The sequence below is a fragment of the Streptomyces sp. NPDC017225 genome (assembly GCF_044331465.1).
Taxonomy (GTDB): Bacteria; Actinomycetota; Actinomycetes; order Streptomycetales; family Streptomycetaceae; genus Streptomyces.
The window spans coordinates 560,893-587,095 of the sequence record NZ_JBIRNE010000004.1 but is presented as its reverse complement, the minus strand read 5'-3'; the positions used below and the strand labels follow the sequence as shown (position 1 = coordinate 587,095).

25 protein-coding genes are annotated in these 26,203 nt (G+C 71.8%); 14 read left to right on the top strand and 11 right to left on the bottom strand.

What is annotated here, in order from left to right; all coding sequences use genetic code 11:
* Positions 1-207 precede the first annotated feature (207 nt).
* Both ACH4NX_RS13375 and ACH4NX_RS13370 read left to right on the top strand, forming a co-directional pair.
* Positions 208-825 (top strand): TetR/AcrR family transcriptional regulator, encoded by a 618-nt coding sequence (locus tag ACH4NX_RS13375; RefSeq protein WP_351390185.1) that lies wholly within the window; start codon positions 208-210, stop codon positions 823-825.
* Between the two features lie 384 nt (positions 826-1,209).
* On the top strand, positions 1,210-2,562 hold the full coding sequence (locus ACH4NX_RS13370; RefSeq protein WP_398128796.1) for a hypothetical protein: 1,353 nt from the start codon (positions 1,210-1,212) through the stop codon (positions 2,560-2,562).
* Between the two features lie 109 nt (positions 2,563-2,671).
* On the opposite strand, the gene ACH4NX_RS13365 is transcribed toward ACH4NX_RS13370, so the two are convergent.
* From ACH4NX_RS13365 to ACH4NX_RS13345, 5 genes are all read right to left on the bottom strand, one after another.
* Entirely contained in the window at positions 2,672-4,408 is a 1,737-nt protein-coding gene (locus tag ACH4NX_RS13365; protein ID WP_398128797.1) for a methylmalonyl-CoA mutase, read from the bottom strand.
* A 93-nt stretch (positions 4,409-4,501) separates the two neighbouring features.
* Positions 4,502-4,843, bottom strand: a complete 342-nt coding sequence (locus ACH4NX_RS13360) for a DUF3817 domain-containing protein (RefSeq protein WP_351390191.1) — start codon at positions 4,841-4,843, stop codon at positions 4,502-4,504.
* Positions 4,844-4,899: 56 nt separating this feature from the next.
* A complete protein-coding gene (locus ACH4NX_RS13355) occupies positions 4,900-5,409 on the bottom strand; it encodes a MarR family winged helix-turn-helix transcriptional regulator (protein WP_121749250.1) in 510 nt (169 codons plus the stop codon).
* 77 nt (positions 5,410-5,486) lie between these two features.
* Positions 5,487-5,780, bottom strand: coding sequence for an MTH1187 family thiamine-binding protein (locus ACH4NX_RS13350; protein ID WP_351390193.1), 294 nt, complete (start codon positions 5,778-5,780; stop codon positions 5,487-5,489).
* Entirely contained in the window at positions 5,777-6,121 is a 345-nt protein-coding gene (locus ACH4NX_RS13345; protein ID WP_279561784.1) for a DUF3817 domain-containing protein, read from the bottom strand. Before ACH4NX_RS13345 ends, ACH4NX_RS13350 begins: the two co-directional genes overlap by 4 nt.
* 215 nt (positions 6,122-6,336) lie before the next feature.
* Here ACH4NX_RS13345 and ACH4NX_RS13340 point away from each other — a divergent pair, with 215 nt between their 5' ends.
* From ACH4NX_RS13340 to ACH4NX_RS13325, 4 genes are all read left to right on the top strand, one after another.
* The gene (locus ACH4NX_RS13340; protein WP_398128798.1) at positions 6,337-6,969 is read left to right on the top strand and encodes an AIM24 family protein; all 633 of its coding nucleotides are present in this window, start codon (positions 6,337-6,339) and stop codon (positions 6,967-6,969) included.
* Position 6,970: 1 nt separating this feature from the next.
* Positions 6,971-7,621, top strand: coding sequence for an AIM24 family protein (locus ACH4NX_RS13335; RefSeq protein WP_398128883.1), 651 nt, complete (start codon positions 6,971-6,973; stop codon positions 7,619-7,621).
* Positions 7,618-8,394, top strand: coding sequence for an AIM24 family protein (locus ACH4NX_RS13330; RefSeq protein WP_351390198.1), 777 nt, complete (start codon positions 7,618-7,620; stop codon positions 8,392-8,394). Before ACH4NX_RS13335 ends, ACH4NX_RS13330 begins: the two co-directional genes overlap by 4 nt.
* Before the next feature lie 101 nt (positions 8,395-8,495).
* Complete coding sequence (locus tag ACH4NX_RS13325; protein WP_279561781.1) at positions 8,496-8,972, top strand: MarR family winged helix-turn-helix transcriptional regulator; 477 nt, start codon at positions 8,496-8,498, stop codon at positions 8,970-8,972.
* A 24-nt stretch (positions 8,973-8,996) separates the two neighbouring features.
* Here the strand turns inward: ACH4NX_RS13325 and ACH4NX_RS13320 are convergent, their stop codons facing one another.
* Positions 8,997-10,526 carry a sensor histidine kinase gene (locus tag ACH4NX_RS13320; RefSeq protein WP_398128799.1) on the bottom strand — a complete coding sequence of 510 codons (1,530 nt, stop codon included), beginning with the start codon at positions 10,524-10,526 and terminating at the stop codon, positions 8,997-8,999.
* Positions 10,523-11,191 (bottom strand): response regulator transcription factor, encoded by a 669-nt coding sequence (locus tag ACH4NX_RS13315; RefSeq protein ID WP_345592373.1) that lies wholly within the window; start codon positions 11,189-11,191, stop codon positions 10,523-10,525. The genes ACH4NX_RS13320 and ACH4NX_RS13315 overlap by 4 nt, the downstream gene beginning before the upstream one ends.
* A gap of 144 nt (positions 11,192-11,335) precedes the next feature.
* On the opposite strand from ACH4NX_RS13315, the gene ACH4NX_RS13310 reads away from it, so the two are divergent.
* Entirely contained in the window at positions 11,336-12,100 is a 765-nt protein-coding gene (locus ACH4NX_RS13310; protein WP_398128800.1) for a PepSY domain-containing protein, read from the top strand.
* Here the strand turns inward: ACH4NX_RS13310 and ACH4NX_RS13305 are convergent.
* The 3 genes from ACH4NX_RS13305 to ACH4NX_RS13295 all read right to left on the bottom strand — a co-directional run bounded on the left by ACH4NX_RS13305 (position 12,015) and on the right by ACH4NX_RS13295 (position 15,754).
* Positions 12,015-13,328 (bottom strand): MFS transporter, encoded by a 1,314-nt coding sequence (locus ACH4NX_RS13305; protein ID WP_398128801.1) that lies wholly within the window; start codon positions 13,326-13,328, stop codon positions 12,015-12,017. The two genes, ACH4NX_RS13310 and ACH4NX_RS13305, sit on opposite strands and share 86 nt — an antisense overlap.
* Before the next feature lie 187 nt (positions 13,329-13,515).
* Positions 13,516-14,475, bottom strand: a complete 960-nt coding sequence (gene meaB, locus ACH4NX_RS13300) for a methylmalonyl Co-A mutase-associated GTPase MeaB (protein WP_351390206.1) — start codon at positions 14,473-14,475, stop codon at positions 13,516-13,518.
* Positions 14,476-14,539: 64 nt separating this feature from the next.
* Positions 14,540-15,754, bottom strand: a complete 1,215-nt coding sequence (locus ACH4NX_RS13295; protein ID WP_398128802.1) for an acetyl-CoA C-acetyltransferase — start codon at positions 15,752-15,754, stop codon at positions 14,540-14,542.
* 149 nt (positions 15,755-15,903) lie between these two features.
* On the opposite strand from ACH4NX_RS13295, the gene mce reads away from it, so the two are divergent.
* The 7 genes from mce (at position 15,904) to ACH4NX_RS13260 (ending at position 25,840) form a co-directional block, all read left to right on the top strand.
* Positions 15,904-16,344: a methylmalonyl-CoA epimerase gene (gene mce / locus ACH4NX_RS13290; RefSeq protein WP_398128803.1), complete on the top strand. Its 441-nt coding sequence runs from the start codon at positions 15,904-15,906 to the stop codon at positions 16,342-16,344.
* A gap of 233 nt (positions 16,345-16,577) precedes the next feature.
* Positions 16,578-20,561, top strand: a complete 3,984-nt coding sequence (gene scy, locus ACH4NX_RS13285) for a polarized growth protein Scy (RefSeq protein ID WP_351390212.1) — start codon at positions 16,578-16,580, stop codon at positions 20,559-20,561.
* A 207-nt stretch (positions 20,562-20,768) separates the two neighbouring features.
* Positions 20,769-21,704: a cellulose-binding protein gene (locus tag ACH4NX_RS13280; RefSeq protein WP_398128804.1), complete on the top strand. Its 936-nt coding sequence runs from the start codon at positions 20,769-20,771 to the stop codon at positions 21,702-21,704.
* Between the two features lie 96 nt (positions 21,705-21,800).
* The gene (locus tag ACH4NX_RS13275; protein ID WP_398128805.1) at positions 21,801-22,775 is read left to right on the top strand and encodes an ABC transporter ATP-binding protein; all 975 of its coding nucleotides are present in this window, start codon (positions 21,801-21,803) and stop codon (positions 22,773-22,775) included.
* Positions 22,772-23,548 (top strand): ABC transporter permease, encoded by a 777-nt coding sequence (locus ACH4NX_RS13270; protein WP_351390217.1) that lies wholly within the window; start codon positions 22,772-22,774, stop codon positions 23,546-23,548. The genes ACH4NX_RS13275 and ACH4NX_RS13270 overlap by 4 nt, the downstream gene beginning before the upstream one ends.
* A 142-nt stretch (positions 23,549-23,690) precedes the next feature.
* The gene (locus ACH4NX_RS13265) at positions 23,691-24,974 is read left to right on the top strand and encodes an ABC transporter ATP-binding protein (protein ID WP_398128806.1); all 1,284 of its coding nucleotides are present in this window, start codon (positions 23,691-23,693) and stop codon (positions 24,972-24,974) included.
* Positions 24,971-25,840, top strand: coding sequence for an ABC transporter permease subunit (locus ACH4NX_RS13260; RefSeq protein ID WP_351390221.1), 870 nt, complete (start codon positions 24,971-24,973; stop codon positions 25,838-25,840). Before ACH4NX_RS13265 ends, ACH4NX_RS13260 begins: the two co-directional genes overlap by 4 nt.
* A gap of 6 nt (positions 25,841-25,846) precedes the next feature.
* On the opposite strand, the gene ACH4NX_RS13255 is transcribed toward ACH4NX_RS13260, so the two are convergent.
* Positions 25,847-26,179, bottom strand: coding sequence for an ATP/GTP-binding protein (locus ACH4NX_RS13255; RefSeq protein WP_351390223.1), 333 nt, complete (start codon positions 26,177-26,179; stop codon positions 25,847-25,849).
* Between the last annotated feature and the right edge of the window lie 24 nt (positions 26,180-26,203).

The following is a 26,203-nucleotide window of genomic DNA, read 5'->3' as shown; positions in this document are numbered from 1 at the left end:
GGGCCGAAAGCCCGCCCTGAAGTTGTTCTGCCGGCGCCGGGTCCCCACCCTCGCCCGTGGTCGTCGCTGGGGCACGGGCGGACCCGCGCTTTCGCTACGACCCGTAGCGTAATGCCACCACGGGCCGCCGGGACAGCCCGCTCCAGTGATCTCCCTCACGACCGCTCGCCGGTTACCGGCCGGTTACCCGCCGGTTAGGGTCGGGGAATGCAGAGCAGTACCCCCGCCGGCCGTGCCGGGCGCCCCCGCAGCGCCGCGGCGGACACCGCGATCCTGGCCGCGACGCGGGCTGCCCTGGTCGATCTGGGCTGGTCGAGACTCACCCTGGGAGACGTCGCCGCACGGGCCGGGGTTGCCAAGACGACCCTCTATCGCCGCTGGGCGGGCAAGAACGAGCTGGTGGTCGACGCGGTCGCGGAGCTCTTCGACGAGCTCCGGCTCCCCGACCGCGGCTCCCTGGCCGCCGACATCGAGGGCGTGGTGCTCCAGTTCGCCGGCATCCTGGCCCGCCCGGAGGCCCGCAGCGGCCTGATGGCGGTGATCGCCGAGTCCACCCGCGACGACGCCCTGCGCGAGCGCATCCGCGCCTCGATCGTGGACCGGCAGAAGCGTCTCATCCTCGCCGGCCGGGCGCGGGCGCAGGCGCGGGGCGAGCTGCCGCCGGAGTCCGACGCCGGCGAGGCGGCCCGCACGGTCGACCTGATCTTCGACATGGTGGCCGGCGCGGTGGTGCACCGCACCCTGGTGAGCGCGGAACCGGCCGACGAGGAGTGGGTGCACGACTTCACCCGGGTCCTGCTGTCGGGCCTCGCGGTGCGGGAATGACCAACCGTCCGGCGTAGCCGCATCACAATAAGGAACAGCCCTCGCCCGTCGGTAAGACCATTTCGCCAACGTCTCACTCCGCGAGAGATCTCAGGAATGATCCTGGGGCCGCGAAGGAGCGGGGCTCCACGGACGGGCTCCGTGCCGCACCGATCGGGGACGCGCGCCGAGCCGCTGATACGGAGCCCCGAGTTCCTGGCTCCGCGCCGCGGAATCCCGGCGGACGGCGCCGCGTGCCCTCCTCTCCGGTCGTCCGACCGGTGCGCCGCCGTGATTCACGGGACTCCGCGTCGCAGAATCCTGGCGGGCGGCGCCCCACGCCGTCCCCTCCGGTCGTCCAACCGGTGTGCCGCCGTGATTCATGGGACACAGAAGGGCACTACCTTGCGCATACTCAGACGGGCGCTGGGCACCACTTTCACCGCAGCCCTCGGTTCGCTGCTGCTGACCGTTCCGGGAGCCGCCCCGGCGTTCGCGGCGGGCGGCGTGCCGCTGCCGTTGTACTCCCTCGCCGACATGGAGGTCGACGGGAGCAGCGAGCGGGTCTTTCTCAGCATGCCCGCGGGGGCGGACGGCCGGGTCGTGGTGACGGACTACGACGGCGGGAACAGCACCTGGCTGGGCGGCCTGCCGGGCGCCGGCGGGCTGGCCCTCTCGCCCGACTCCCGGACCCTCTACGTGGCCGCGCGGGACATCGACACCATCGTCGCGTACGACACCGCGACACTGACGGAGACCGCACGGTACTTCGTGGGCGGGGGCACCGCCCCGTGGAGCCTGGCTTTCGCGGGCGGGAAGCTGTGGTTCGGATACGGCACCACCGGGGACCTCGGGTCGGTCGACGTGTCCGGTGCCGAACCGGTGATCGAGCTCGGTCTGGACGGTTCGCTGGACTGGGGGGCGGAGCTCGTCGCCTCCCCCGCCGACCCCGACGTGCTGGTGGCCGGCACGGGCAACCCCAACGTCAACACCCTCACGGTGTACGACGTGAGCGGCGGATCCCCCGAGGTGGCCGCCCGGCGGGTCTTCTCCGGGACCGAGATGAACGGTCTGCGGGACCTCGCCGTGACACCCGACGGCCGGAGCGTCGTCGTGGCCGCCCTCGTATCGCCCGGCTACCAGACCTTCCGCCTCGACGACCTCGCGGACCAGGGAACCCCTGCGGCTTCGCCCTCTCCCCAGGCCGTCGCCGTCGCACCCGACGGCACGGTGGCCGGAGGAACCTCCAACAACAGCGTCGACGTGCCGGACCTGTCCTTCTACGCGCCGGGCGCTCCCGCTCCGCTGACCACGGTCGAGCTGGGCGGTGACACCGAGAGGCTGGTGGACGAGGGGCTTGCCTGGGCGCCGGACGGGAGCCGGGTCTTCGCCGTGACACAGCAGAGGGGCGTCATGGGCCTCCGGTTCCATGCGCGGCAGGTCGCCACCACCGTGCAGACCACTCTTGCCCTCGAGGCGCCCCCGACCAGCAGGAGGTACCGGGAACTGACCGTCACCGGCACCCTGGCTCCGGCAGCCGGCTTCGCTCCCGGCGCCACCGTCGCCGTGACACGCTACGACGCCGCCGCTCCGGAAGGCACCTCGCTGGGCACCGCCACAGTGGCGGCCGACGGCACCTTCACCGTGACCGACACGCCGAGCAGGATCGGTCAGGCGAGGTACGGCGTGACGTACGCCGGTGACCCCTGGCACACCGCGGCCTCCGCCGAGGTGACCGTGGAGATCACCCGCCGCTGACGTGGCCCGCGGCACGGAGGTCGCCGTGGCCCGGATCAGGGCCGCGGGCCACGGCGACCTCAGCCGCGCCGGTGGTTGCTCCCGCCGCCCTGACCGGGTGGCGTGGGGTCTAGAAGCCGGCGGGCTCCGTGTACACGCCCCACTCGTCGCGCAGGACGCCGCAGATCTCGCCGAGGGTCGCCTCCGCGCGCACCGCGTCCAGCATCGGCTCGATCATGTTGCCGCCGGAGCGGGCCGCGGCGAGCATGCCGTCCAGGGCGGTGCGGACGGCCGCGTCGTCGCGGGCGGCCTTGCGCTCACCCAGGTCCCGCACCTGCTCGCGCTCGACCTCGTGGCTGACCCGCAGGATCTCCAGGTCGCCGGTGACGGATCCGGTGTGGACGTTGACGCCGACGACCTTCTTGTCGTCCTTCTCCAGGGACTGCTGGTAGCGGAAGGCGGACTCGGCGATCTCGCCGGTGAACCAGCCGTCCTCGATGCCGCGCAGGATGCCGGAGGTGATCGGCCCGATGGGGTGCCGCCCGTCGGGGTGGGCCCGCAGCCCCCGCTCCTTGATCTGCTCGAAGATCTTCTCCGCGTCGGCCTCTATCCGGTCCGTCAGTTGCTCGACGAACCAGGAACCGCCCAGCGGGTCGGCGACGTTGGCGACGCCGGTCTCCTCCATCAGCACCTGCTGGGTGCGCAGGGCGATCTCGGCGGCCTGCTCGCTCGGCAGCGCGAGGGTCTCGTCCAGGGCGTTGGTGTGCAGGGAGTTGGTGCCGCCGAGCACCGCCGCCAGCGCCTCCACGGCCGTACGCACCACGTTGTTGTAGGGCTGCTGGGCGGTGAGCGAGACACCGGCGGTCTGCGTGTGGAAGCGCAGCCACTGCGCCTTGTCGCTCCGCGCGCCGTACACGTCGCGCATCCAGCGGGCCCAGATGCGGCGGGCCGCCCGGAACTTGGCGATCTCCTCGAAGAAGTCGAGGTGCGCGTCGAAGAAGAAGGAGAGGCCGGGGGCGAAGACGTCCACGTCGAGGCCGCGCGACAGGCCCAGCTCCACGTACCCGAAGCCGTCCGCCAGCGTGTACGCCAGCTCCTGCGCGGCCGTCGAGCCGGCCTCGCGGATGTGGTACCCGGAGACGGAGAGCGGCTTGTAGTCGGGGATGCCGGCCGCGCAGTACTCCATCAGGTCGCCGATCAGGCGCAGGTGCGGCTCGGGCTGGAAGAGCCACTCCTTCTGGGCGATGTACTCCTTGAAGATGTCGGTCTGGAGCGTGCCGTTGAGCACGGAGGCGTCGACGCCCTGCCGCTCGGCGGCGACCAGGTACATGCAGAACACGGGCACGGCGGGCCCGCTGATCGTCATGGAGGTCGTCACGTCGCCGAGCGGGATGTCCTTGAACAGCACCTCCATGTCGGCGGCCGAGTCGATGGCCACCCCGCAGTGCCCGACCTCGCCCAGCGAGCGCGGGTCGTCGGAGTCGCGGCCCATCAGCGTCGGCATGTCGAAGGCGACCGAGAGCCCGCCGCCGCCGTTGCGGAGGATCATCTTGTAGCGCTCGTTGGTCTGCTCGGCGTTCCCGAACCCGGCGAACTGCCGGATGGTCCAGGTCCGCCCCCGGTAGCCGGTCGGATACAGGCCGCGGGTGAAGGGGTACTCCCCCGGCCAGCCGATCCGCTCGAAGCCCTCGTACTCGTCTCCGGGCCGGGGCCCGTACACCGGCTCCACGGGGTCACCGGAGAGCGTGGTGCGTGTCCAATTCCTTGGGGGCTTCGCCCCCAAACCCCTGGCCGCGTCGCGCTTGCGCGCCGCGTCGTACCGGGCCTGCCAGCGAAGGCGGCCCTCCTCTATGGCGTGAGCGTCCATACCCTCGAATTTACTAGGACGTCCAAGTAAATGTCGATGGGTGACCGCCGTACGGGTGTCCGTACGGCGGTGAGAGGGCCCGGGAAGAGCCGGTTACGCCTTGACGGGCGCGGGCGCCTCGGCCGCGGCGGCCTTGGCCTCCAGCTCCTGGCTGATCCTGCGTTCCACGAAGAACGCGGCGGTCGGCACGGTCCCGGCCAGCAGCACCCACAGCTGCTTGCTGACCTTCCACTTCGCCTTGGAGCCCAGGTCGAAGGCGAAGACGAGGTAGACGACGTACAGCCAGCCGTGCGCGAGGCTGACGACGTGGGTGAAGCCGTCGGCACCGTCGATGTCCAGCAGGTACTTGGCGATCATGCCGAGGCAGAGCAGGATCAGCAGCACACCGGTGACGTACGCCATGACCCGGTAGCGGGTCAGCACGCTCTTTTTCATGCGTACGAGCGTAACCGTCCGTTTCGCGCGATCTTCGAGCGGGCCCGGCGACTCGCTCAGGCCTCCTCGAAGTCCCCCGCGGCGACCCGCAGCGGTCTGAGCATCGCGAAGATCTCGCCGCACTCCTCGGCGTCGTAGGCGCCCAGGCCGAAGTCCATCGCCATGAGGTCGCGGGTGGCCGCCTCGACCACCTCACGGCCCTTGTCGGTGATGGTGGCGAGCGTGCCGCGGCCGTCGTTGGGATTGGGCCGCTTGTCCACCAGGCCCGACCTCACCAGCCGGTCGACGGTGTTGGTGACGGACGTGGGATGCACCATGAGGCGCTCGCCGATCTTGGACATCGGCAGCTCGCCCGACTTGGAGAAGGTGAGCAGCACCAGCGCCTCGTAGCGCGCGAAGGTCAGCCCGTAGGGCTTGACCACCGCGTCGACCTCGGCCAGCAGGATCTGGTGCGCCCGCATGATCGAGGTGATGGCGGACATGGAGGGCACGCCGCCCCAGCGCTGCTTCCAGAGTTCGTCGGCACGGGCGATGGGATCGAAGGAGAGACTGAGGGGCTTCGGCACGGCATCAGACCCTACCGGCCGGTCATATCCCGGTCAGCCCAGTCTCGCCTTTCGATACCACCGCCCGTGGCGCACGGCTACCGCGCGAGATGCCGCTCCACCGTGTCGACCTTCGACGTGAGGCCGTCGGTCACACCGGGGCGGATGTCCGCCTTGAGGACCAGGGAGACGCGCGGCGCGCGGGCCTCGACGGCGGCGACGGCGCGCCGGACGACGTCCATGACCTCGTCCCACTCGCCCTCGACGGAGGTGAACATCGCGTCGGTGCGGTTCGGCAGGCCCGACTCGCGGACCACCCGGACGGCGTCGGCGACGTACTCCCCTACGTCCTCGCCGACGCCCAGCGGCGTGACGGAGAAGGCGACGATCATGCTCCGACGACGCCTTCCTGGCGGGCACGGGAGGCGATGACCGCGCTCTCGGCCTCGCGCTTGAGCCTGCGGTCGGCGAAGAAGCCGCCGGTCGGCAGGACCGACATGACGAAGTAGAAGGCGGCGGTGCCGAGGGACCACTTGGCGCGGTTCCAGGCGTCCGCCCAGAAGAGCACGTAGACGACGAAGAGGAAGCCGTGGACCGCGCCCATCACGGGCACCGCGTTGAAGTCGGTGGTCCGCTTCAGCACGGAGCAGACCATCAGCAGCAGGAACGAGATCGCCTCGGGGCCGGAGACCAGGCGGAGGCGGCGGAGGGCGGAGGCGGTCTTGAGGTCCACGGGTCACCTTCGGTGGGAGAGGTATCGATACGTCGGGCACCGCCGGGACGGCGGTTTGTGAACGTGCGCACAAGCGCGCGTCCATTGTGGCAAACCCCCGACGCGCCCGGGTGAGGGGGGCGGCGACACCGACTCCCGGGGAGGCGATCGACGTGTATCCGCCCGTGGGACCTGTCGGCGGGCCCACCCGGCACGCTAGCGTCACATTTGTGGCGATGTTCCGACTTCAAGACAGCAAGGTACTCGCCGTCGACATGACCGGGGACGCCGTGAAGGCGAAGAACGGCTCGATGGTCGCGTACGACGGGGAGATGGCCTTCAAGAAGCTGAGCGGCGGCGGTGAGGGGATCCGGGGGATGGTGACCCGGCGGATCACCGGTGAGCAGATGACGGTGATGGAGGTGAAGGGGCACGGGACCTGCTGGTTCGCGGACCGGGCCTCGGAGATCAGCCTGGTGGGTCTCCAGGGCGACACGCTGTACGTCGAGTCCAGCAACTTCCTGGCGGCCGACGCCGGACTGCGGACCGGCACCAGCTTCACGGGAACGCGCGGCGCCTCCCAGGGCACCGGGCTGTTCACCACGACCGTGGAGGGGCACGGACAGGTGGCGATCATGTCGGACGGGCCGGCGGTGGTGCTGCGGGTCAGCGCGCGGTACCCGCTGACGGTCGACCCGGGGGCGTACGTCGCGCACCAGGGGAACCTGCGGCAGTCCTTCCAGTCGGGTGTGACGTTCCGCACGCTGTTCGGGGAGGGCGGCGGGGAGGCCTTCCAGATCCGCTTCGAGGGCGACGGCCTGGTGTACGTGCAGCCGAGCGAACGGAACACGATCGCGGGGGATGTGTGAGATGGCCTTCCGGGAGATCAACTCCAAGATGGTGCAGGCGACCGTGGCGCCCGGGCAGCGGCTGTTCAGCCAGCGCGGCGCGATGCTCGCCTATCAGGGCGAGGTGTCCTTCACGCCCAACCTGCGGGGCGGCCAGGGCGGCGTCATGTCGATGATCGGCCGCCGGGTGGCCGACGAGGACACGCCGCTGATGACCGTCGAGGGCAGCGGCACCGTGCTCTTCGGGCACGGCGGCCACCACGTGCAGGTGATCGGCCTCGCCGGCGACACCCTGTACGTCGAGGCGGACCGCCTCCTCGCCTTCGAGGGCACCCTGGAGCAGGGCACGGTGTTCCTGGGCTCGCAGGGCGGCGTCATGGGCATGGTGCGCGGCCAGGTCAGCGGGCAGGGGCTGTTCACGACCACCCTCAGGGGTCACGGCTCGGTGGCGGTGATGGCCCACGGGGGCGTCTTCGAGATCCCCGTCACCCCGCAGCGCCCGGTGCGCGTCGACCCGCAGGCGTACGTCGCCCACCACGGCGACGTCCGCAACAAGCTGTCCACGGCGATGGGCTGGCGGGACATGGTGGGGCGCGGCTCCGGCGAGGCGTTCCAGCTGGAGCTCAGCGGCAGCGGCACGGTGTATGTCCAGGCGTCCGAGGAGAAGCTGTGAGCACCGTTCACCACGACCCGGCGACGCTGCCGGCCGATGACAGCGTCAACGCGTACACCTTCTGTGTGGAGCTCAAGGGGAGCCAGTGGTTCCTGCAGAAGGGGAAGATGATCGCCTACTACGGGACGATCGAGTTCAACGGGATCGGGCACGGCCGGCTGGACCGGCTGGTGCGGACGTCCTTCCATTCGCCACTGCACGCGAGCGACTGGGTCGTGGCGGAGGGTTCGGGCAAGATGCTCCTCGCCGACCGGGCCTTCGACGTGAATTCGTATGACCTGGAAGATGGCAACCTGACCATTCGCTCAGGCAACTTGCTTGCTTTTCAGCCAAGTCTCGCTCTCAAGCAGTCGATCGTGCCGGGCTTCCTGACACTGATCGGGACCGGAAAGTTCGTGGCGGCGTCGAACGGGCCGGTGGTGTTCATGGAACCCCCGATCCGGGTCGACCCGCAGGCCCTGGTCGGCTGGGCCGACTGCCCGTCTCCGTGCCATCACTACGACCACGGGTACATGACCGGCCTGCTGGGCGGTCTACGTGCGATGACGGGGCTCGGCGGGGCCTCCGGGGAGGAGCACCAGTTCGAGTTCGTGGGCGCGGGGACGGTGCTGCTCCAGTCGAGCGAGGCACTGATGGCGGAGCAGGCGACGGGGGCCGCTCCACAGCAGGCGGGGGTGCCCGGAGGCGGGGCGTCCGGTGCGCCGGGAGGCCGGCCGGGGGTACCGGGGCTTCCCGGACAGCTGGGGGACCTCCAGCGCCGCTTCGGGCTGTGAGCGGTAATCTGCGGAGTGTGACATCGAACGCGTGCGCACCGTCATCGTCACGGAAAACCCCTCACTAGTTCGCCTTTCAACATTTTAGGTAGACTTCATACATGGAGACCGAGACGGCCACCCGCTGGCTGACCGATACGGAGCAGTGTGCTTGGCGCACCCACCTGGAGGTCAACAGGCTGTTGACGCACCAGCTCGAGAAGGACCTGCAGCCGTTCGGCCTGACAATGAACGACTACGAGATCCTGGTGAACCTCTCCGAGTCGGAGGGCGACAGGATGCGTATGAGCGACCTGGCCACCGCCACGATGCAGTCCAAGAGCCGCCTCTCCCACCAGGTCACCCGCATGGAGAACGCGGACCTGGTCCGGCGGGAGAACTGCGAGTCCGACCGCCGAGGGCTCTACGCAGTCCTCACCGAGCACGGCCTGGAGACGATGCGGAAGGTCGCGCCGCACCATGTGGCGTCCGTCCGCAGGCATTTCATGGACCTGCTGGCGCCCGAGGCACTGACGGAGCTCGACAAGGCGCTCAAGCCGATCGCGGAACATCTGCGCGGGCAGCGGGGACGTCCCTGAGCGCATCCCTGATCACGTCGCTGGTCACGTCCCCGCGGGCGTGACGGTCCGGGCGGTCGGCAGGCGGAGCTCGAACAGGGCGCCGCCTGCCGGCGCCTCGTGGACCGTGAGCGTGCCACCGTGGCGTACGGCGACGTCCCGCGCGATGGCCAGCCCCAGCCCGGCCCCGCCGTCGTCGCGGCTGCGGGCGGCGTCGAGCCGTACGAACCTCTCGAAGATCCGCTCCCGGTCCTGTGCCGGCACCCCCTCCCCGTCGTCGGCCACCGCGACCACGGCCGCGTCGCCGTCCCGTCGTACGGACACCTCCACCGCCGAGCGTGCGTGCCGCTGCGCGTTGTCGAGCAGATTGGCCAGCACCCTCCCCAGCTGCCCCCGCGACCCGGCCACCTGCACCGCGCCCTCGCCGGCGCCGTCGCCCTCGCCCTCGCCGTCGCCGTTGTCCTCGCCCTCGACCCCGCCCCGCACGGTCACTCCGGTCCGGCCCTCGGCCGCCTCCCGCGCGAGCGCCCCGAGGTCCACCCGGGCGTCCGCCGGCCGCTCCCCCGCGTCCAGCCTGGCCAGCAGCAGCAGGTCGGCGGCGAGCCGCTGCAGCCGTACGGTGTCCTCCACGGCCCCGTCGAGGTCGAGCAGCTCCGGGTGGGCGGCGGCCACCTCCAGCTGGGTGCGCAGCGAGGCGATCGGGCTGCGCAGCTCGTGCGAGGCGTCGGCGACGAAGCGCCGCTGCCGCTCCACCGAGGCCTCCAGGGCGGCCAGCGTCCGGTTGGTGGTCGAGGCGAGCCTGGCCACCTCGTCGTGCGTGCCCGGCACCGGGACGCGGCGCGCGAGGTCCTCGCTGGCGGTGATCGCGGCCATCTCGCGGCGGATGCCCGCCACGGGGCGCAGGGCGCGCCCGGTGACCAGCCAGGTCACCCACCCGACGACCGCGAGGAGCAGTGGGAAACCGATCAGCATGACGGTCAGCGCGGTGTTCACGGCACCGTGTTCGGCGGACAGCGGGGCACCGGCGTAGACGGTGAGCTGGTCACCGTCCCGGGTCTCCACGGGTACGGCGGCGAAGCGGTAGTCCTGCGTGTCGCCGTCGATCGTCGCCGAACCGTCGCTGACGGTGGTCCGCTCGCCGATCTCACCGGGCTCCAGCGCGTCGCCGGCGTCGTCATCGTCGTCGTCCGAGTCGCCGCCGCCGTCGTCGTCTCCGTCGTCGTCGCCGTCGCCGTCACCGGTGGGGGTGGGTGTCGGCTGCGGCTGCACCGCGTCGACGCCGGTGCCGCTGATCCGCTCCAGGTCCTCACTGGCGGCGACGAGCGCGCCCTCCTCGTCGACGATCTGCACCGGCCGGTCGTCCACGTCCAGGGACAGCTCGGTGTACCGCGTCCCGACGGACAGCTCGGCGGCGACCTCCCGTGCGGAGCGCTCGGCCTGGGTGCCGGCCTCGCCGAGCAGGTTGGAGCGCAGGGACAGCAGGACGGCGGTGCCGGCCGCGACGAGGGCGACGGCGACCACGAGGGTGGCGCCGAGCGTGGCCCGGGCCCGGACCGAGCCGAAGAGCCGGCTCATCGCTCGCCCTCCAGCCGGTAGCCGGCGCCGCGCACGGTGCGGATGAGACCGGCGCGCAGCTTGCGCCGCAGAGCGCTGACGTACACCTCGACGATGTTGGGGTCGCCGTCGTAGGCGAAGTCCCAGACGTGTTCCAGGATCTCCGCCTTGGAGACGACCTGCCCGGCCCGCACCACGAGCTCCTCCAGGACGGCGAACTCCTTCGCGGTCAGGGTGACTTCGCGCTCGCCCAGAAAGACCCGGCGGGCGGCGGTGTCGACCTTGAGGTCGCCGTGGACGTGCACGGGCGATGCCCCGGCACCCTGCGTCCGGCGCCGCAGCAGGGCCTTCACTCGGGCGACGAGGACGACGTACGAGAAGGGCTTGGTGAGGTAGTCGTCCGCGCCGGTGTCCAGGCCCTCCGCCTCGTCGTACTCGCCGTCCTTGGCGGTGAGCATCAGGATCGGCACGTCGTGCCCGGCGGCGCGCAGGGCGGCGCAGACGCGGTACCCGTTGAGGCCGGGCAGCATGATGTCGAGGATGACGAGGTCGTACGTGCCCTCGCCGGCCCGGTGCAGGCCCTCCCGGCCGTCGTGGACGACGTCCACGGCGTAGCCCTCGGCGGTGAGGCCCTTGGCGAGCGACACGGCGAGACGCTTCTCGTCCTCCACGATCAACAGGCGCATGCGTAAAGAGTCGCAAAACGAAGCTGAAGAACCCTTCAGGCGGCTTCAGGTTGGCCTCAGCGTCGGTCGGTGACAGTGAAGGCGTCGAAATCGCAACGACACGAACGACTCGGCAGGACTCGTGACGACTCGGGAGGAACCAGTATGAAGCGCAACATCGTGATCGCCGCCATCACCGCCGCCGCACTGATCGGAGGCGGTACGGCGACGGCTCTGGCGACCACGGATGACGACGACTCGGGTACCACGACGCGTCAGGCGGACGTGCGCGGCGCCTCGGGCGACGACAAGGGCGACGACACGGACGACCGTGCGGACGACGACAACAACGACGACCACGAGCGGGACGACTCCCGCGACCGTGACGACGACGCCTCCCGCGTGTCCTCGGCGAAGGTGACGGCGGCCGAGGCCATCGCCTCCGCGCTGCGCGAGGCCCCGGGCACCGCCGTCTCCGCCGAACTGGACGACGAGGACGGCGACGACGACGACGGCGACGACGGCGACCGCGCCGCCTGGGAGGTCGACATCCTCGCCGGTGACGGCACCTGGCACAGCGTGTGGATCGACCCGGCGAACGGCAAGGTCCTCGGCTCGGAGACGGACGACGAGGACGACACCGACGAGGTGCGGGCCGCGCTGAAGGGCACGTCCGTGGACGCCGCCGAGGCCGCGAAGGCCGCCGCCGGCCACGGCACCGTGACCTCCGTGGAGCTGGACGACGACGGGTACTACGGCGACGGCGACGTGGCCTGGGAGGCCGAGACCCAGTCCTCCGGCGAGGCTGAGCGGGACTGGCGCGTCGACCCGGAGACCGGAAAGGTCACGGCCGATCGCTCACACCACTGGGACTCGGACGACTCCGACGACTCGGATGACTCCGACGACTCCGGCTCGGACGACGACTGAGCGGCCCCCGCCGCACGACCGGCCGACCGCGGCGGCGCCCCGGCACCAGCGCCGCCGCCACGGCGACCGCGCCGGACACCGCGAAGCACACCGGCAGCGGCAGCCGTTCCACCAGCAGGCCCACCGCCGCGGCGCCGGCGGAACCCCCGGCGTTCACCGCGGTGTTGCACCAGGCTCCCGCCCGGATCCGGAAGCCGGGCGCCGCGCTCTCGTCGGCGATCAGGTACGCCGTCGTCAGCGCCGGTGCCACGAACAGGCCCGCGCAGGCGACGGCCACGACGAGCGTGCCGACGCCGGACGCGAGGCCCGCGGCGACCAGGCAGAGACCGAGACCGGCCGCGAAGAACGGCAGCCGGGCGCGGGCGGACGAGCTCCAGGCGATGGCGCCGTTGAGCAGCCCGCCGACCGCGCTGCCCGCCGACAGTGCCGCGAGCGCCCAGGCCACGGTGGCGCCGCCGAGGCCGCGCTGACCCGCGAAGGCGACGACGAGCAGGTCGACGGCGCTCACCGAGATGCCGACGCACGCGGCGACCGCGACGGGTTGCAGCAGGGCCCGTCCCTGCCCCGCGCCCTTGCCCACGGCCGGTGCGGAGCCGTCCTTCGCACGCTCCGCCGGACGCAGCACGCCCGCCGCCGGCGATGTGACGAAGGCGAGGGTGCCCACCGCCACCAGCACCGCGCTGAGCACGACACCGAGGGTCGGCGGGGCGAACCCGATCACCACGCCGACCAGGAGCGGGCCGGAGACGAAGAGCAGCTCCTCGGCTACGCCGTCCAGGCTGTAGGCGCGCCGCAGCATGTCCCGGTCGGGCAGCAGTCCGGCCCAGACCGCGCGCATCGTGGGCCCGAGCGGGGGCATGCAGGCGCCCGCGAACGCGGCGGTCACCGCGAGGACGGCCGCGGGAGTGCCCGGCTCCCGGCAGACCGCCGCCAGCGCGCAGAGCAGGGCGGCGTGGAGCAGGGCCATGGGCAGCAGGGCCCGGCGCGGGCCGTGCCGGTCGACGAGGGCCGCACGGTAGGGGGACAGGACGACGCCCGTGGCGCCGAAGATCGCCAGTACCGTGCCGGCCACGGCGTACGACCCGGTGGACCGGGTCAGGGAGAGCATCAGGGCGAGGGAGACCGTGCCGTACGACAGCCGGCCGACAAGAGCGGCGGCGAAGGTACGGCGGGCATGGGGGACACGGAGGACTGCGGCGTACGAGGGCCGCGGGGCATGCGTGGACACGGAAGGTTCCTCAGAGGGAGGCGACGAGGGGACGCCGAAGCACGCGACGGCCGGGTACGGCGGTCGCGCGCGGGGCGGGCCCTAGGCCAAGAGGAGGAACACGCGGGTCAACATACCGGCGCGGCGCTGCGGCCGCACCGGCTTTTCCGGCCTCGGCGTCAGCCGCTCGTCGGCGCCCTCGGCCCCGTCAGCCGCTCGTCGTCAGCCCCGCCACCAGTTCGTCCGCCGCGCGGTACGGGTCCAGCTCGCCCGCGACGATGCGTTCCGCCAGTGCGCCGAGGCGGCGGTCCCCGTGGAGGTCGCCGATGCGTTCGCGCAGCGTGGTGACGGCGATGGTCTCGACCTCGCGGGCGGCGCGGGCGCGGCGGCGTTCGGCCAGGACGTCCCGTTCGTCCATCCACGCGCGGTGCTTCTCCAGGGCCTCGACGACCTCGTCGACGCCCTCGCCGCGCGCGGCGACCGTCTTGACGATGGGCGGGCGCCAGTCGCCGGGGCCGCGGGACTCGCCGAGGCTCAGCATGTGGTTCAGCTCGCGGGCGGTCGCGTCCGCGCCGTCGCGGTCGGCCTTGTTGACGACGTAGACGTCGCCGATCTCCAGGATTCCGGCCTTGGCCGCCTGGATGCCGTCGCCCATGCCCGGGGCGAGGAGGACGACGGAGGTGTCGGCCTGGGAGGCGATCTCGACCTCCGACTGGCCCACGCCGACCGTCTCGACGAGGATCACGTCGCAGCCGGCCGCGTCGAGGACGCGGATGGCCTGCGGCGCGGACCAGGCGAGGCCGCCGAGGTGGCCGCGGGTCGCCATCGACCGGATGTAGACGCCCGGGTCGGACGCGTGCTCCGACATCCGGACCCGGTCGCCGAGCAGGGCACCGCCGGAGAAGGGGGAGGACGGGTCGACGGCGAGGACGCCGACCCGCCTGCCCTGCTTGCGGTACGCCGTCACCAGCGCCGAGGTGGAGGTGGACTTGCCGACGCCCGGGGAGCCCGTCAGGCCGACCACGTAGGCCCCGCCGGTCAGCGGCGCGAGGGCTGCCATGACCTCCCTGAGCTGCGGGGACGCCCCCTCCACCAGGGAGATCAGCCGGGCCACGGCCCGCGGCCGGCCTTCCCTGGCCTGGGCGACCAGCGAGGAGACGTCCTGCATCACAGCTCCGTTCAGCTTGGTTCGGTGAGAAGTGAGAAGTCCTACCGCGCGTCGTACCGCGCGCTCAGGCCTTCGGTACCCGCACGATCAGCGCGTCGCCCTGGCCGCCGCCGCCGCACAGGGCCGCCGCGCCGACGCCGCCGCCGCGCCGCTTCAGCTCGAGCGCCAGGTGCAGCACGAGCCGGGCGCCGGACATGCCGATGGGGTGGCCCAGGGCGATGGCGCCGCCGTTGACGTTCACCTTTTCGGTGGATACGCCGAGGTCCTTCATTGACTGCACGGCGACGGCCGCGAACGCCTCGTTGATCTCGATCAGGTCGAGGTCGCCGACCTCCAGTCCCTCCTTCTTGAGGGCGTGCTGGATCGCGTTGGACGGCTGCGACTGCAAAGAGTTGTCCGGGCCGGCCACGTTGCCGTGGGCGCCGATCTCCGCGATCCACTCCAGGCCGAGCTCCAGGGCCTTGGCCTTGCTCATGACGACCACGGCCGCCGCGCCGTCGGAGATCTGCGAGGAGGAGCCCGCGGTGATCGTGCCGTCCTTCGAGAAGGCCGGGCGCAGCTTGCCCAGCGACTCGGCGGTGGTGTCGCCGCGGATGCCCTCGTCCTTGCTGAACAGCACCGGGTCGCCCTTGCGCTGCGGGATCTCGACCGGGGTGATCTCCGCTTCGTAGACGCCGTTCTTCTGGGCGGCGGCCGCGCGCTGGTGGGAGAGGGCGGCGATCTCGTCCTGGGCGTCGCGGGCGATGCCGAGACGGGTGTTGTGCTTCTCGGTGGACTCGCCCATGGCGATGTCCTCGAAGGCGTCGGTCAGACCGTCGTGGGCCATGGCGTCGATCATCTGGACGGCGCCGTACTTGTAGCCCTCGCGGGACTTCGGCAGCAGGTGCGGGGCGTTGGTCATGGACTCCTGGCCGCCCGCGACGACCACGTCGAATTCACCGGCGCGAATGAGCTGGTCGGCGAGCGCGATGGCGTCGAGGCCGGAGAGGCACACCTTGTTGACCGTGAGCGCCGGGACATTCATGGGGATGCCGGCCTTGACGGCGGCCTGGCGGGCCGGGATCTGCCCGGCGCCGGCCTGGAGCACCTGGCCCATGATCACGTACTGGACCTGGTCGCCGCCGATCCCCGCACGGTCGAGGGCGGCCTTGATCGCGAAGCCGCCGAGGTCGGCTCCGGAGAAGGACTTCAGCGAGCCGAGCAGCCGCCCCATCGGGGTGCGGGCACCCGCGACGATGACGGAGGTCGTGCCGTTCGTTCCAGAAGTTGCGGAAGACATGAGCTGCGATCCCCTTTTCCGGCCCGCACAGGCCGAGGAGTGAACGAGGGTTTACTCGAATGTACTGAGCGGTATCCCGCCCGTCACCGGGCTGTCGGTGTGATCGCGCGCACGTTGCGTAACCACCTCCGGAGCGCTGCAATCAATTCATGCTGACGCGAATCGACCACATCGGAATCGCCTGCCACGACCTCGACGCGACCGTCGAGTTCTACCGTGCCACCTACGGCTTCGAGGTGTTCCACACCGAGGTCAACGACGAGCAGGGTGTGCGTGAGGCCATGCTCAAGATCAACGATACGTCGGACGGCGGCGCCTCGTACCTCCAGCTCCTGGAGCCGACCCGGGAGGACTCCGCGGTCGGGAAGTGGCTGGCCAAGAACGGCGAGGGCGTCCACCACATCGCCTTCGGCACGGCGGACGTGGACGCGGACGCCGCGGACGTCCGGGGCAAGGGCGTACGCGTTCTGTACGAGGAGCCGAGGCGCGGTTCCATGGGGTCCCGGATCACCTTCCTGCACCCCAAGGACTGCCATGGCGTACTGACAGAACTGGTCACTTCGGCGGCCGTTGAGACACCTGAGCACTGACTCTCGTACATATGGGCCGGTAGGGTTGGGTGCGGTCGCCGCTCAGTCCAGGGTGACCCGGTCCTGTCGTCTGTGGTGACGGGACCGCCGGGGTCGTGTTTCGGGGGGCGAACGCCGGGGCAGAAGCGCATGCTCCGCCGTTGATCTGACACCATTCCCCGGGGGCCCCGTCCGGCGGACGGACGGAGCTCGTTCGGGAAGATTTGCGACCAGGGGACGGATGGGACCGCGCAGTGCGGGGCTACGAGAGCCAGGAGCGAGAGCCGGCGGCTGACGTCGACCACCTCTCTCGGTTCGAGGCCGAGATGAAGCGGCTGAAGACCGAGCGGGAAAAGGCGATCCAGCACGCCGATGACCTCGGCTACCAGGTCGAGGTGCTGCGCGCCAAGTTGCACGAGGCGCGGCGCACCATCATGTCCCGGCCCGCCTTCGACGGCGGCGACATCGGGTACCAGGCCGAGCAGCTGCTGCGCAACGCGCAGACGCAGGCCGAGCAGCTGCGCGCGGACGCCGAGCGGGAGCTGAGCCAGGCGCGGGCGCAGACCCAGCGCATTCTCCAGGAGCACGCCGAGCAGGCCGCCCGGCTCCAGTCCGAGCTGCACCAGGAGGCGGTGACCCGGCGCCAGCAGCTGGACCAGGAGCTGGCCGAGCGCCGGCAGACCGTCGAGTCGCACGTCAACGAGAACGTGGCCTGGGCCGAGCAGCTGCGTGCCCGCACCGAGCAGCAGGCCCGCCGGCTGCTCGACGAGTCCCGTGCCGAGGCCGAGCAGGCCATGGCCGCGGCCCGCGCGGAGGCGGAGCGGCTGACCGCCGAGGCCCGGCAGCGGCTGCGCAACGACGCCGAGAGCGCGCGCGGGGAGGCCGAGCAGATCCTGCGCCGGGCCCGCGCCGACGCCGAGCGGCTGCTGAACGCGGCCTCCGAGCAGGCGCAGGAGGCCACCGACCACGCCGAGCAGCTGCGCAGCTCCACCGCCACCGAGTCGGAGGCCACCCGCCGCCAGGTCCAGGAGCTGAGCCGGACCGCCGAGCAGCGCATGACCGAGGCCGAGGAGGCGCTGCGCAAGGCGCAGACCGAGGCCGAGAAGGTCCTCACCGAGGCCAGGGAGTCCGCCGCCAAGGCGCTCGCGAGCGCGGAGCAGACCAACGAGCAGCGCACCCGTACCGCCAAGGAGCAGGTCGCCCGGCTGGTCGGCGAGGCCACCAAGGACGCCGAGTCGACGAAGTCCGAGGCCGAGCAGCTGGTCGCGGACGCCCGCGCCGAGGCCGAGAGGATCGTCGCCGAGGCCGCCGAGAAGGCCCGCACGATCACCGCCGAGGAGTCGGCCACCCAGCTGTCCAAGGCGGCCAAGACCGCCGAGGACGTGCTGAACAAGGCGTCCGAGGACGCCAAGCGGACCACGAAGGCCGCCACCGAGGAGGCCGAGCGGATCCGCACCGAGGCCGAGGCCGAGGCGGACCGGCTGCGCGCCGAGGCGCACGACATCGCCGCCGAGCTCAAGGGCGCGGCGAAGGACGACACCAAGGAGTACCGCGCCAAGACGGTCGAGCTCCAGGAGGAGGCGCGCCGGCTGCGCGGCGACGCCGAGCAGCTGCGTGCCGACGCCGTCGCCGAGGGCGAGAAGATCCGCGCCGAGGCCCGCAAGGAGGCCGTGGCGCAGATCGAGGAGGCGGCGAAGACCGCCGAGGAGCTGCTCGCCAAGGCCAAGGCGGACGCCGACGAGCTGCGGCAGACCGCGACGGCGGACAGCGAGAAGGTCCGCACCGAGGCCATCGAACGGGCGACGACCCTGCGCCGGCAGGCCGAGGAGACGCTGGAGCGCACCCGCGCCGAGGCCGAGCGGCACCGCGCGGAGGCCGCCGAACGTGTCGAGGAGCTCCAGGCGGACGCCGAGCGGGCCGCCCGCGAGCTGCGCGAGGAGACCGAGCGCGCCGTCGAGGCCCGGCAGGCGGAGGCCGCCGGGGAGCTGACGCGGCTGCAGACCGAGGCCGAGGAGCGCCGCACGGCGGCCGAGCAGGCGCTGACCGAGGCCCGTGAGGAGGGCGAGCGGATCCGCCGCGAGGCCGCCGAGGAGAGCGAGCGGCTGCGCACGGAGGCCGCCGAGCGGATCCGTACGCTCCAGCAGCAGGCCGAGACCGAGGCCGAGCGGCTGCGCACCGAGGCCGCCGCGGACGCCTCCGCCTCCCGCGCGGAGGGCGAGGCCGTCGCCGTACGCCTGCGGTCCGAGGCGTCGAACGAGGCGGAGCGGCTGAAGTCGGAGGCGCAGGAGAGCGCCGACCGGGTGCGGGCGGAGGCGCAGACCGCCGCCGAGCGCATCTCCGCCGAGGCCTCCGAGACGCTGGCCGCCGCCCAGGAGGAGGCCGCCCGGCGCCGCCGCGAGGCCGAGGAACTGCTCGGCGACGCCCGGCAGGAGGCGGACCAGGAGCGCGAGCGGGCCCGCGAGCGCAGCGAGGAGCTGCTGGCCTCGGCGCGCAACCGCGTGGAGGAGGCGCAGGCCGAGGCGACCCGGCTGGTCGAGGAGGCCGACCGGCGCGCGACCGAGATGGTGTCCGCCGCCGAGCAGCACGCGCAGCAGGTACGGGAGTCGGTCGCCGGGCTGCACGAGCAGGCCCAGGAGGAGATCACCGGACTGCGCAGTGCCGCCGAGCACGCGGCGGAGCGCGTCCGGCGCGAGGCCGAGGAGGAGGCGGACCGGGTCCGCTCCGACGCCTACGCGGAGCGGGAGCGGGCGAGCGAGGACGCGGGACGGCTGCGGCACGAGGCGCGCGAGGAGACGGAGGCCGCCAAGGCGCTGGCCGAGCGGACGGTGTCCGAGGCCATCACGGAGGCCGAACGGATCCGTACGGACGTCTCCGAGCACGCCCAGCGGGCGCGCACGGAGGCCTCCGACGCCATCGCCGAGGCCGAGCAGTCCGCGTCGCGTACCCGGGCGGACGCCCGTGAGGACGCCAACCGCATCCGGTCCGACGCGGCGACGCAGGCGGACACCCTGATCACCGAGGCGCGCTCCGAGGCGGAGCGGCTGACGACGGAGACGGTGACCGAGACCGACCGGCTGCGCACGGAGACGGTCACGGAGGCGGAGCGCGTCCGCACCGAGGCGGCGAACGAGGCCGAGCGGGTACGCGCGGAGGCGGCCGCCGAGGCGGAGCGGCTGCGGTCCGAGACCGTCACCGAGGCCGACCGGGTCCGGACCGAGGCGAGTGCCCGGGCCGAGCAGCTGGTCTCGGACGCCACCGGGGAGGCGGAGCGGCTGCGCGCCGAGGCCGCCGACACGGTGGGCTCCGCCCAGCAGCACGCCGAGCGCGTGCGCACCGAGGCGGAACGCGTCCGGGCCGAGGCGGCGGCGGAGGCCGAACGGGTCACCACGGCCGCCCGCGAGGAGGCCGAGCGCACCCTCGACGAGGCCCGCAAGGACGCCAACAAGCGGCGCTCGGAGGCGGCCGAGCAGGTCGACACGCTCATCACGGAGACCGCGGCCGAGGCCGACAAGCTGCTCACCGAGGCCCAGCAGCAGGCCCAGAAGGCCACCGCGGACGCCGAGTCGCAGGCCGACACGATGGTCGGCGCGGCCCGCACGGAGGCCGACCGGATCGTCGCGGAGGCGACGGTCGAGGGCAACACCCGGGTGGAGAAGGCCCGTACGGACGCGGACGAGCTGCTGGTGGGGGCCCGCCGGGACGCGACCGCCATAAGGGAGCGCGCGGAGGAGCTGCGCGAGCGGCTCACCTCCGAGATCGAGGAGTTGCACGAGCGGGCCCGCCGCGAGGCCGCCGACACGATGAAGTCGGCCGGCGACCGCTGCGACGCGCTCGTCAAGGCCGCCGAGGAGCAGCTCGCCAAGGCGGAGGCGAAGGCCAAGGAGCTGGTGTCGGAGGCCAACTCCGAGGCCGGCAAGGTGCGTATCGCCGCCGTCAAGAAGGCGGAGGCGCTGCTCAAGGAGGCCGAGCAGAAGAAGGCGTCCCTGGTGCGGGAGGCCGAGGCGATCAAGGCCGAGGCGGTCGAGGAGGCCCGGCACACGGTCGACGAGGGCAAGCGCGAGCTGGAGACCCTGGTGCGGCGCCGCGAGGACATCAACACGGAGATCTCCCGGGTGCAGGACGTGCTGGAGGCGCTGGAGTCCTTCGAGGCGCCCACGGGTGGCGGCAAGGACAACGGGGTCAAGGCGGGAGCCACGGTCGGTGCCCCACGTTCGGGTGGCAAGTCGTCAGACGGCTAGCGCCGGGCGCGGATCGGGTGTTTCCTGGAGATCTTTGGCCGGATCTGTGTCCAGACCCTTGACCATGACTTTGGCAAGGCTTCCGGGGGTCAGCCACCCGAAAGAGGTGTCATTCTCCGTACCAAACGCGCATCCGCTCGATGACTCACCGCATCGGCGCCTAGGATTCCCTCTATCACCTCACCGGTCTCTTTCGACAGGAACCCCATGAGCGACACTTCCCCCTACGGCTTCGAGCTTGTGCGGCGTGGGTACGACCGCGCTCAGGTGGACGAACGGATCTCCAAGCTCGTCTCCGACCGTGACAGCGCTCTCGCCCGCATCACCGCTCTGGAAAAGCGCATCGAGGAACTCCACCTCGAGACTCAGCACGCCCAGGCACAGGTCAACGACGCCGAGCCGTCGTACGCCGGTCTCGGTGCCCGGGTCGAGAAGATCCTGCGTCTCGCCGAGGAAGAGGCGAAGGACCTGCGTGAGGAGGCCCGGCGCGCGGCCGAGCAGCACCGGGAGCTCGCCGAGTCGGCGGCCCAGCAGGTGCGCAACGACGCGGAATCGTACTCCGCGGAGCGCAAGGCCAAGGCCGAGGACGAGGGCGTCCGGATCGTCGAGAAGGCCAAGAGCGACGCGTCGCAGCTGCGTTCCGAGGCGCAGAAGGACGCGCAGTCCAAGCGCGAGGAGGCGGACGCCCTCTTCGAGGAGACCCGCGCCAAGGCCGCCCAGGCCGCCGCCGACTTCGAGACGAACCTCGCCAAGCGCCGTGAGCAGTCCGAGCGCGACCTGGCCTCCCGTCAGGCCAAGGCCGAGAAGCGCCTCGCGGAGATCGAGCACCGCGCGGAGCAGCTGCGTCTGGAGGCGGAGAAGCTGCGCACGGACGCCGAGCGCCGCGCCCGCCAGACCGTCGAGACGGCGCAGCGTCAGGCCGAGGACATCGTGGCCGACGCGAACGCCAAGGCGGACCGGATCCGTTCGGAGTCGGAGCGCGAGCTCGCGGCCCTCACCAACCGCCGTGACTCCATCAACGCGCAGCTGACCAACGTGCGCGAGATGCTGGCGACGCTCACGGGCGCCGCGGTGGCCGCCGCCGGTACGCCGGCCGAGGACGAGCCGGCCTCCCGCGGGGTGCCGGCCCAGCAGTCCCGCTGACGCGGGGCGTACGCCGGCCGAACACGTACGGAACAGGGACGAGGCCTTCTGTCACTGGGGTGGCAGTGGGCTTCGTCCCGTTTTACCGTGGGCGCCATGATCGAGCTCGAGGGGCTGACCAAGCGGTACGGCGAGAAGGTGGCGGTCAACAATCTCTCCTTCACCGTCAGACCCGGCATCATCACGGGCTTCCTCGGACCCAACGGCGCGGGCAAGTCGACCACCATGCGGATGGTGCTGGGCCTGGACCGGCCCACCGCCGGGGACGTCCGTATCGACGGCAAGCACTACGACCAGCTCAGGGACCCGCTGACCTACATCGGCGCCCTGCTGGAGGCGAAGGCCTGGCACGGCGGGCGCAGCGCCTACAACCATCTGCTGTGCCTCGCGCAGAGCAACGGCATTCCGGCGAACCGGGTCCGTGAGGTGCTGGACACGGTCGGGCTCACCGCGGTCGCCCGGAAGAAGACCAAGGGCTTCTCCCTCGGCATGGGCCAGCGGCTCGGCATCGCCGGCGCGCTGCTCGGCGACCCGCGGATCCTGATGTTCGACGAGCCGGTCAACGGCCTCGACCCCGAGGGCATCCACTGGATCCGCAACCTGATGAAGACACTGGCCTCCCAGGGCCGTACGGTCTTCGTCTCCTCCCACCTGATGAGCGAGATGGCACTGACGGCGGACCACCTGGTGGTCATCGGCCAGGGCAGGCTGCTGGCGGACACCTCGATGGCCGACTTCATCGCGGAGAACTCGCGCAGTTACGTCCGGATCCGCACCCCGCAGCGCGAGCGGCTGCTCGACGTACTGCACGGCGAGGGCATCACGGTCGTCGAGGCCGGTGCCGAGGTCCTCGAGGTGGACGGCGACAGGTCCGCGGCGATCGGGGAGCTGGCGGCCCGGCAGCAGATCGTGCTGCACGAGCTGAGCCCGCAGCGGGCCTCGCTGGAGGAGGCGTTCATGCAGCTGACCGCTGAGTCCGTCGAGTACCACGCGCACGACGGGCAGCCGCCCGGCGCGGTGCCTCCGCCGCAACAGCAACAGCAATGGGGCAGCGACTGGAGGAAGGGATGAGCATGGCGGCGGCACAGGTCGTCCGGTCCGAGTGGACCAAGATCCGGTCGGTCGCGTCCACCGTGTGGACGCTGGGCCTCGCCGTGGTCGTCACCATCGCGCTCGGCATGCTGATCTCGGCGCTGTCGAAGAGCGAGTTCGACAACCTGAGCGAGCGGAACCAGCTCTCCTTCGACCCGACCTTCATCAGCTTCGCCGGGACGAGCCTCGGCCAGCTGGCGATGATCGTCTTCGGGGTGCTGGTCGTGGGGAACGAGTACAGCTCCGGCATGATCCGCACCTCACTGGCCGCCGTGCCGCAGCGCGGCACCTTCCTGTTCAGCAAGATCGCGGTGGCCACGGTGCTCGCCCTCGTCGTGAGCATGGTCACCAGCTTCGCCACCTTCTTCCTCGGGCAGGCGATGCTCGGCGACCTCAAGGCGTCGATCGGCGATCCGGGCGTGCTGCGCGCGGTCATCGGCGGTGGCCTGTACATGACCCTGATCGCGATGTTCTCGATGGGCGTCGCCGCGATGCTGCGCTCACCGATGCTGTCGCTGGGCATCCTCATGCCGTTCTTCTTCCTGATCTCCAACATCCTGGGCAACGTCCCGGCGACGGAGAAGATCGGCCGGTTCCTGCCCGACCAGGCCGGCAGCAAGATCATGCAGGTGGTCACGCCGATCGACGACGATGTCCCGTACGGTCCCTGGGGCGGCCTCGGGATCATGGCCCTGTGGGTGATCGCGGCACTCGTCGGCGGGTACGTTGTGCTGAAGAAGCGGGACGCCTGAGGACCGGGCGGACGCTGGTCGGGTTCCGTCCACGCCCGGATTTTGCCCGGGCTTGAACGGAACCGTCAGCGCCTCGTTATCCTCCTAACCCTTACGGGGGCGTGTGCCCTGCTGTCCCTGAACCTTTCGATGGGTGCGGAGCATGATCGAGGCTGTCGGCCTGACCAAGCGCTACGGCGACAAGACCGCCGTGTACAACCTCTCCTTCCAGGTGCGGCCCGGCGCCGTCACCGGCTTCCTGGGGCCCAACGGCTCGGGCAAGTCGACGACGATGCGGATGATCCTCGGCCTGGACAACCCGACCTCCGGGCACGTGACGATCAGCGGCCACCCGTACCGCGAGCTGCCCAACGCCGCCCGCCAGGTCGGGGCGCTGCTCGACGCCAAGGCGGTGCACGGCGGCCGGGCCGCCCGCAACCACCTGCTGAGCCTGGCCCAGCTCTCGGGCATCCCGGCCCGGCGCGTGGACGAGGTGCTCGGCGTGGTCGGCCTCCAGGACGTGGCCAGACGGCGCTCCAAGGGCTTCTCCCTCGGCATGGGCCAGCGGCTCGGCATCGCCGCGGCACTGCTCGGCGACCCCCAGGTACTGCTGTTCGACGAGCCGGTCAACGGCCTCGACCCCGAGGGCATCCACTGGGTCCGCAACCTGATGAAGGCGCTCGCCGCGGAGGGCCGTACCGTCTTCGTCTCCTCGCACCTGATGAGCGAGATGGCGCTGACCGCCGACCACCTGATCGTCATCGGGCGCGGTCAGCTGCTCTCCGACATGAGCGTGAAGGACTTCATCTCGGCCAACTCCGCCGACTTCGCACGCGTGCGGACGCCGGACAGCGAGCCGCAGCTGCGCGAGAAGCTGACGTCCGCGCTGACCGAGGCGGGCGGGCAGGTGCTGCCCGAGCAGGACGGCGGGCTGCGGGTGATGGGGCTGCCGCTCCCCCGGATCAGCGACATCGCGCACGACAGCGACGTACGGCTGTGGGAGCTGTCGCCGCACCAGGCCTCGCTGGAGGAGGCGTACATGCGGATGACGCAGGGCGCCGTGGACTACCGGTCGACCGCCGACCAGAAGGCCGGGCTCCAGCAGCCGCTGCCGCCCGGCGCTCAGCCGCCGATGCCGGTGCCCGGACAGGGCCAGCCCGGCTGGTACGCCCCGCCGCCGCCCCAGCAGGGCTCCCAGCCCTTCCCGCCGCCGCAGGGCGCGCCGGGCCAGGCCCCGGCGGGACCGTACGGCGCCCCGGCCGTGCCCGGCGCGGTGCCGGGCGGTCCGCCCGTCAACCCGTACGCGGCACAGCAGGCCCCGCCGGCCCCGCAGCCGCAGCAGGCGCCCGCCCCGGTCACCGCGCCGCCCGGCGCGGCTCCCGCACCCACGCCCCCGCCCTCCCCCGCGCCCGTCACCGACCCGACCAAGTCCGAGGACGCCCGATGAGCACGCCCCAGCCCCCGACGCAGCAGGCCGCACCCGACTGGCAGGCGGCGCCCGGATCTCCGTACCCCACCTACACGTCGCCGATCCCGGTGGTGCGCACGCACCTCGGGCACGCGCTCGCCTCCGAGTGGACGAAGATCAAGTCGGTGCGCTCGACGATGTGGACGCTGGGCGTGTTCGTCCTGCTGGTCGTCGGCATCGGGCTGCTGACCGGCCTGCTGGTGGCGAGCACCTCGTCCGACCTCACCGGCTCGAACACCCTGGAGCTGGGCTTCTTCGGACTGCTCCTCGGCAGCATCTGCGTCATCACCCTCGGTGTGATGACCACCGCCTCGGAGTACGGCACCGGCATGGTGCGGACCACGATGACCGCCTGCCCGAGCCGCGGCCGGGTCCTCGCGGCGAAGGCGATCGTGTTCTTCCTGGTGGCCTTCGTCGTGACGCTGGTGTGCACGGCGCTCGTCGCCCTCATGCACACGGCGCTCCTGGAGGGCAACGGGGCGGGCGAGCCCACCGGCGGCGAGTGGCTGAAGGCCACGTTCGGTGTCTCGTTCTACATCGCGCTGCTCGGACTGCTGTCGCTCGCCGTCGGCTCGATCATCCGGCACTCCGCGGGCGCCATCACGATCATGATCGGAACGCTGCTCGCCCCGCTGGTGATCGCGTTGTTCATGTTCGTCGAGTCGCTCAGGGACGTGCAGCAGGCGCTGTTCGAGTACTCGATCCCCAACCAGATGAGCATCTTCTACGCCAACTCGCTCAGTGACTCCGGCCCGTCCGGCTGGGACCCGCTGTGGATCATGCTCGGCGTGACGGCCGCCGCGTACGCCGGCGCGTACGCGCTGCTGGAGAAGCGGGACGTGTAGGAGCGCTCAGAACCTGGGCGCGTTACGGGACCGCTGCACCCGCGTGGTGCGGCGGTCCTTCGCGTTCCAGCAGGACTTGTGCCAGTGCCGGCGGTCGTCGACGCCCGAGTGCGCCGGCCAGGCCACCACGTGCGGGACACCGCCCGGGATGAGCTGGTCGCAGCCCGGGCAGCGGTACGACTTGCCCTGGGCGCTCGCGCCCGCCACATGCCGTACGCTCCAGTCCTCGCCCTGCCAGCTCTCCGACGACTGCCAGCCGCCGTAGCGGCCGGAGCTGTCGTCCTCGGCGCTCCGGCCGGACGAACCGGCTGCCTTGGGTCGGTTGCGACGCGGGGACACGGGACACCTCACGGAGCTGTTCAG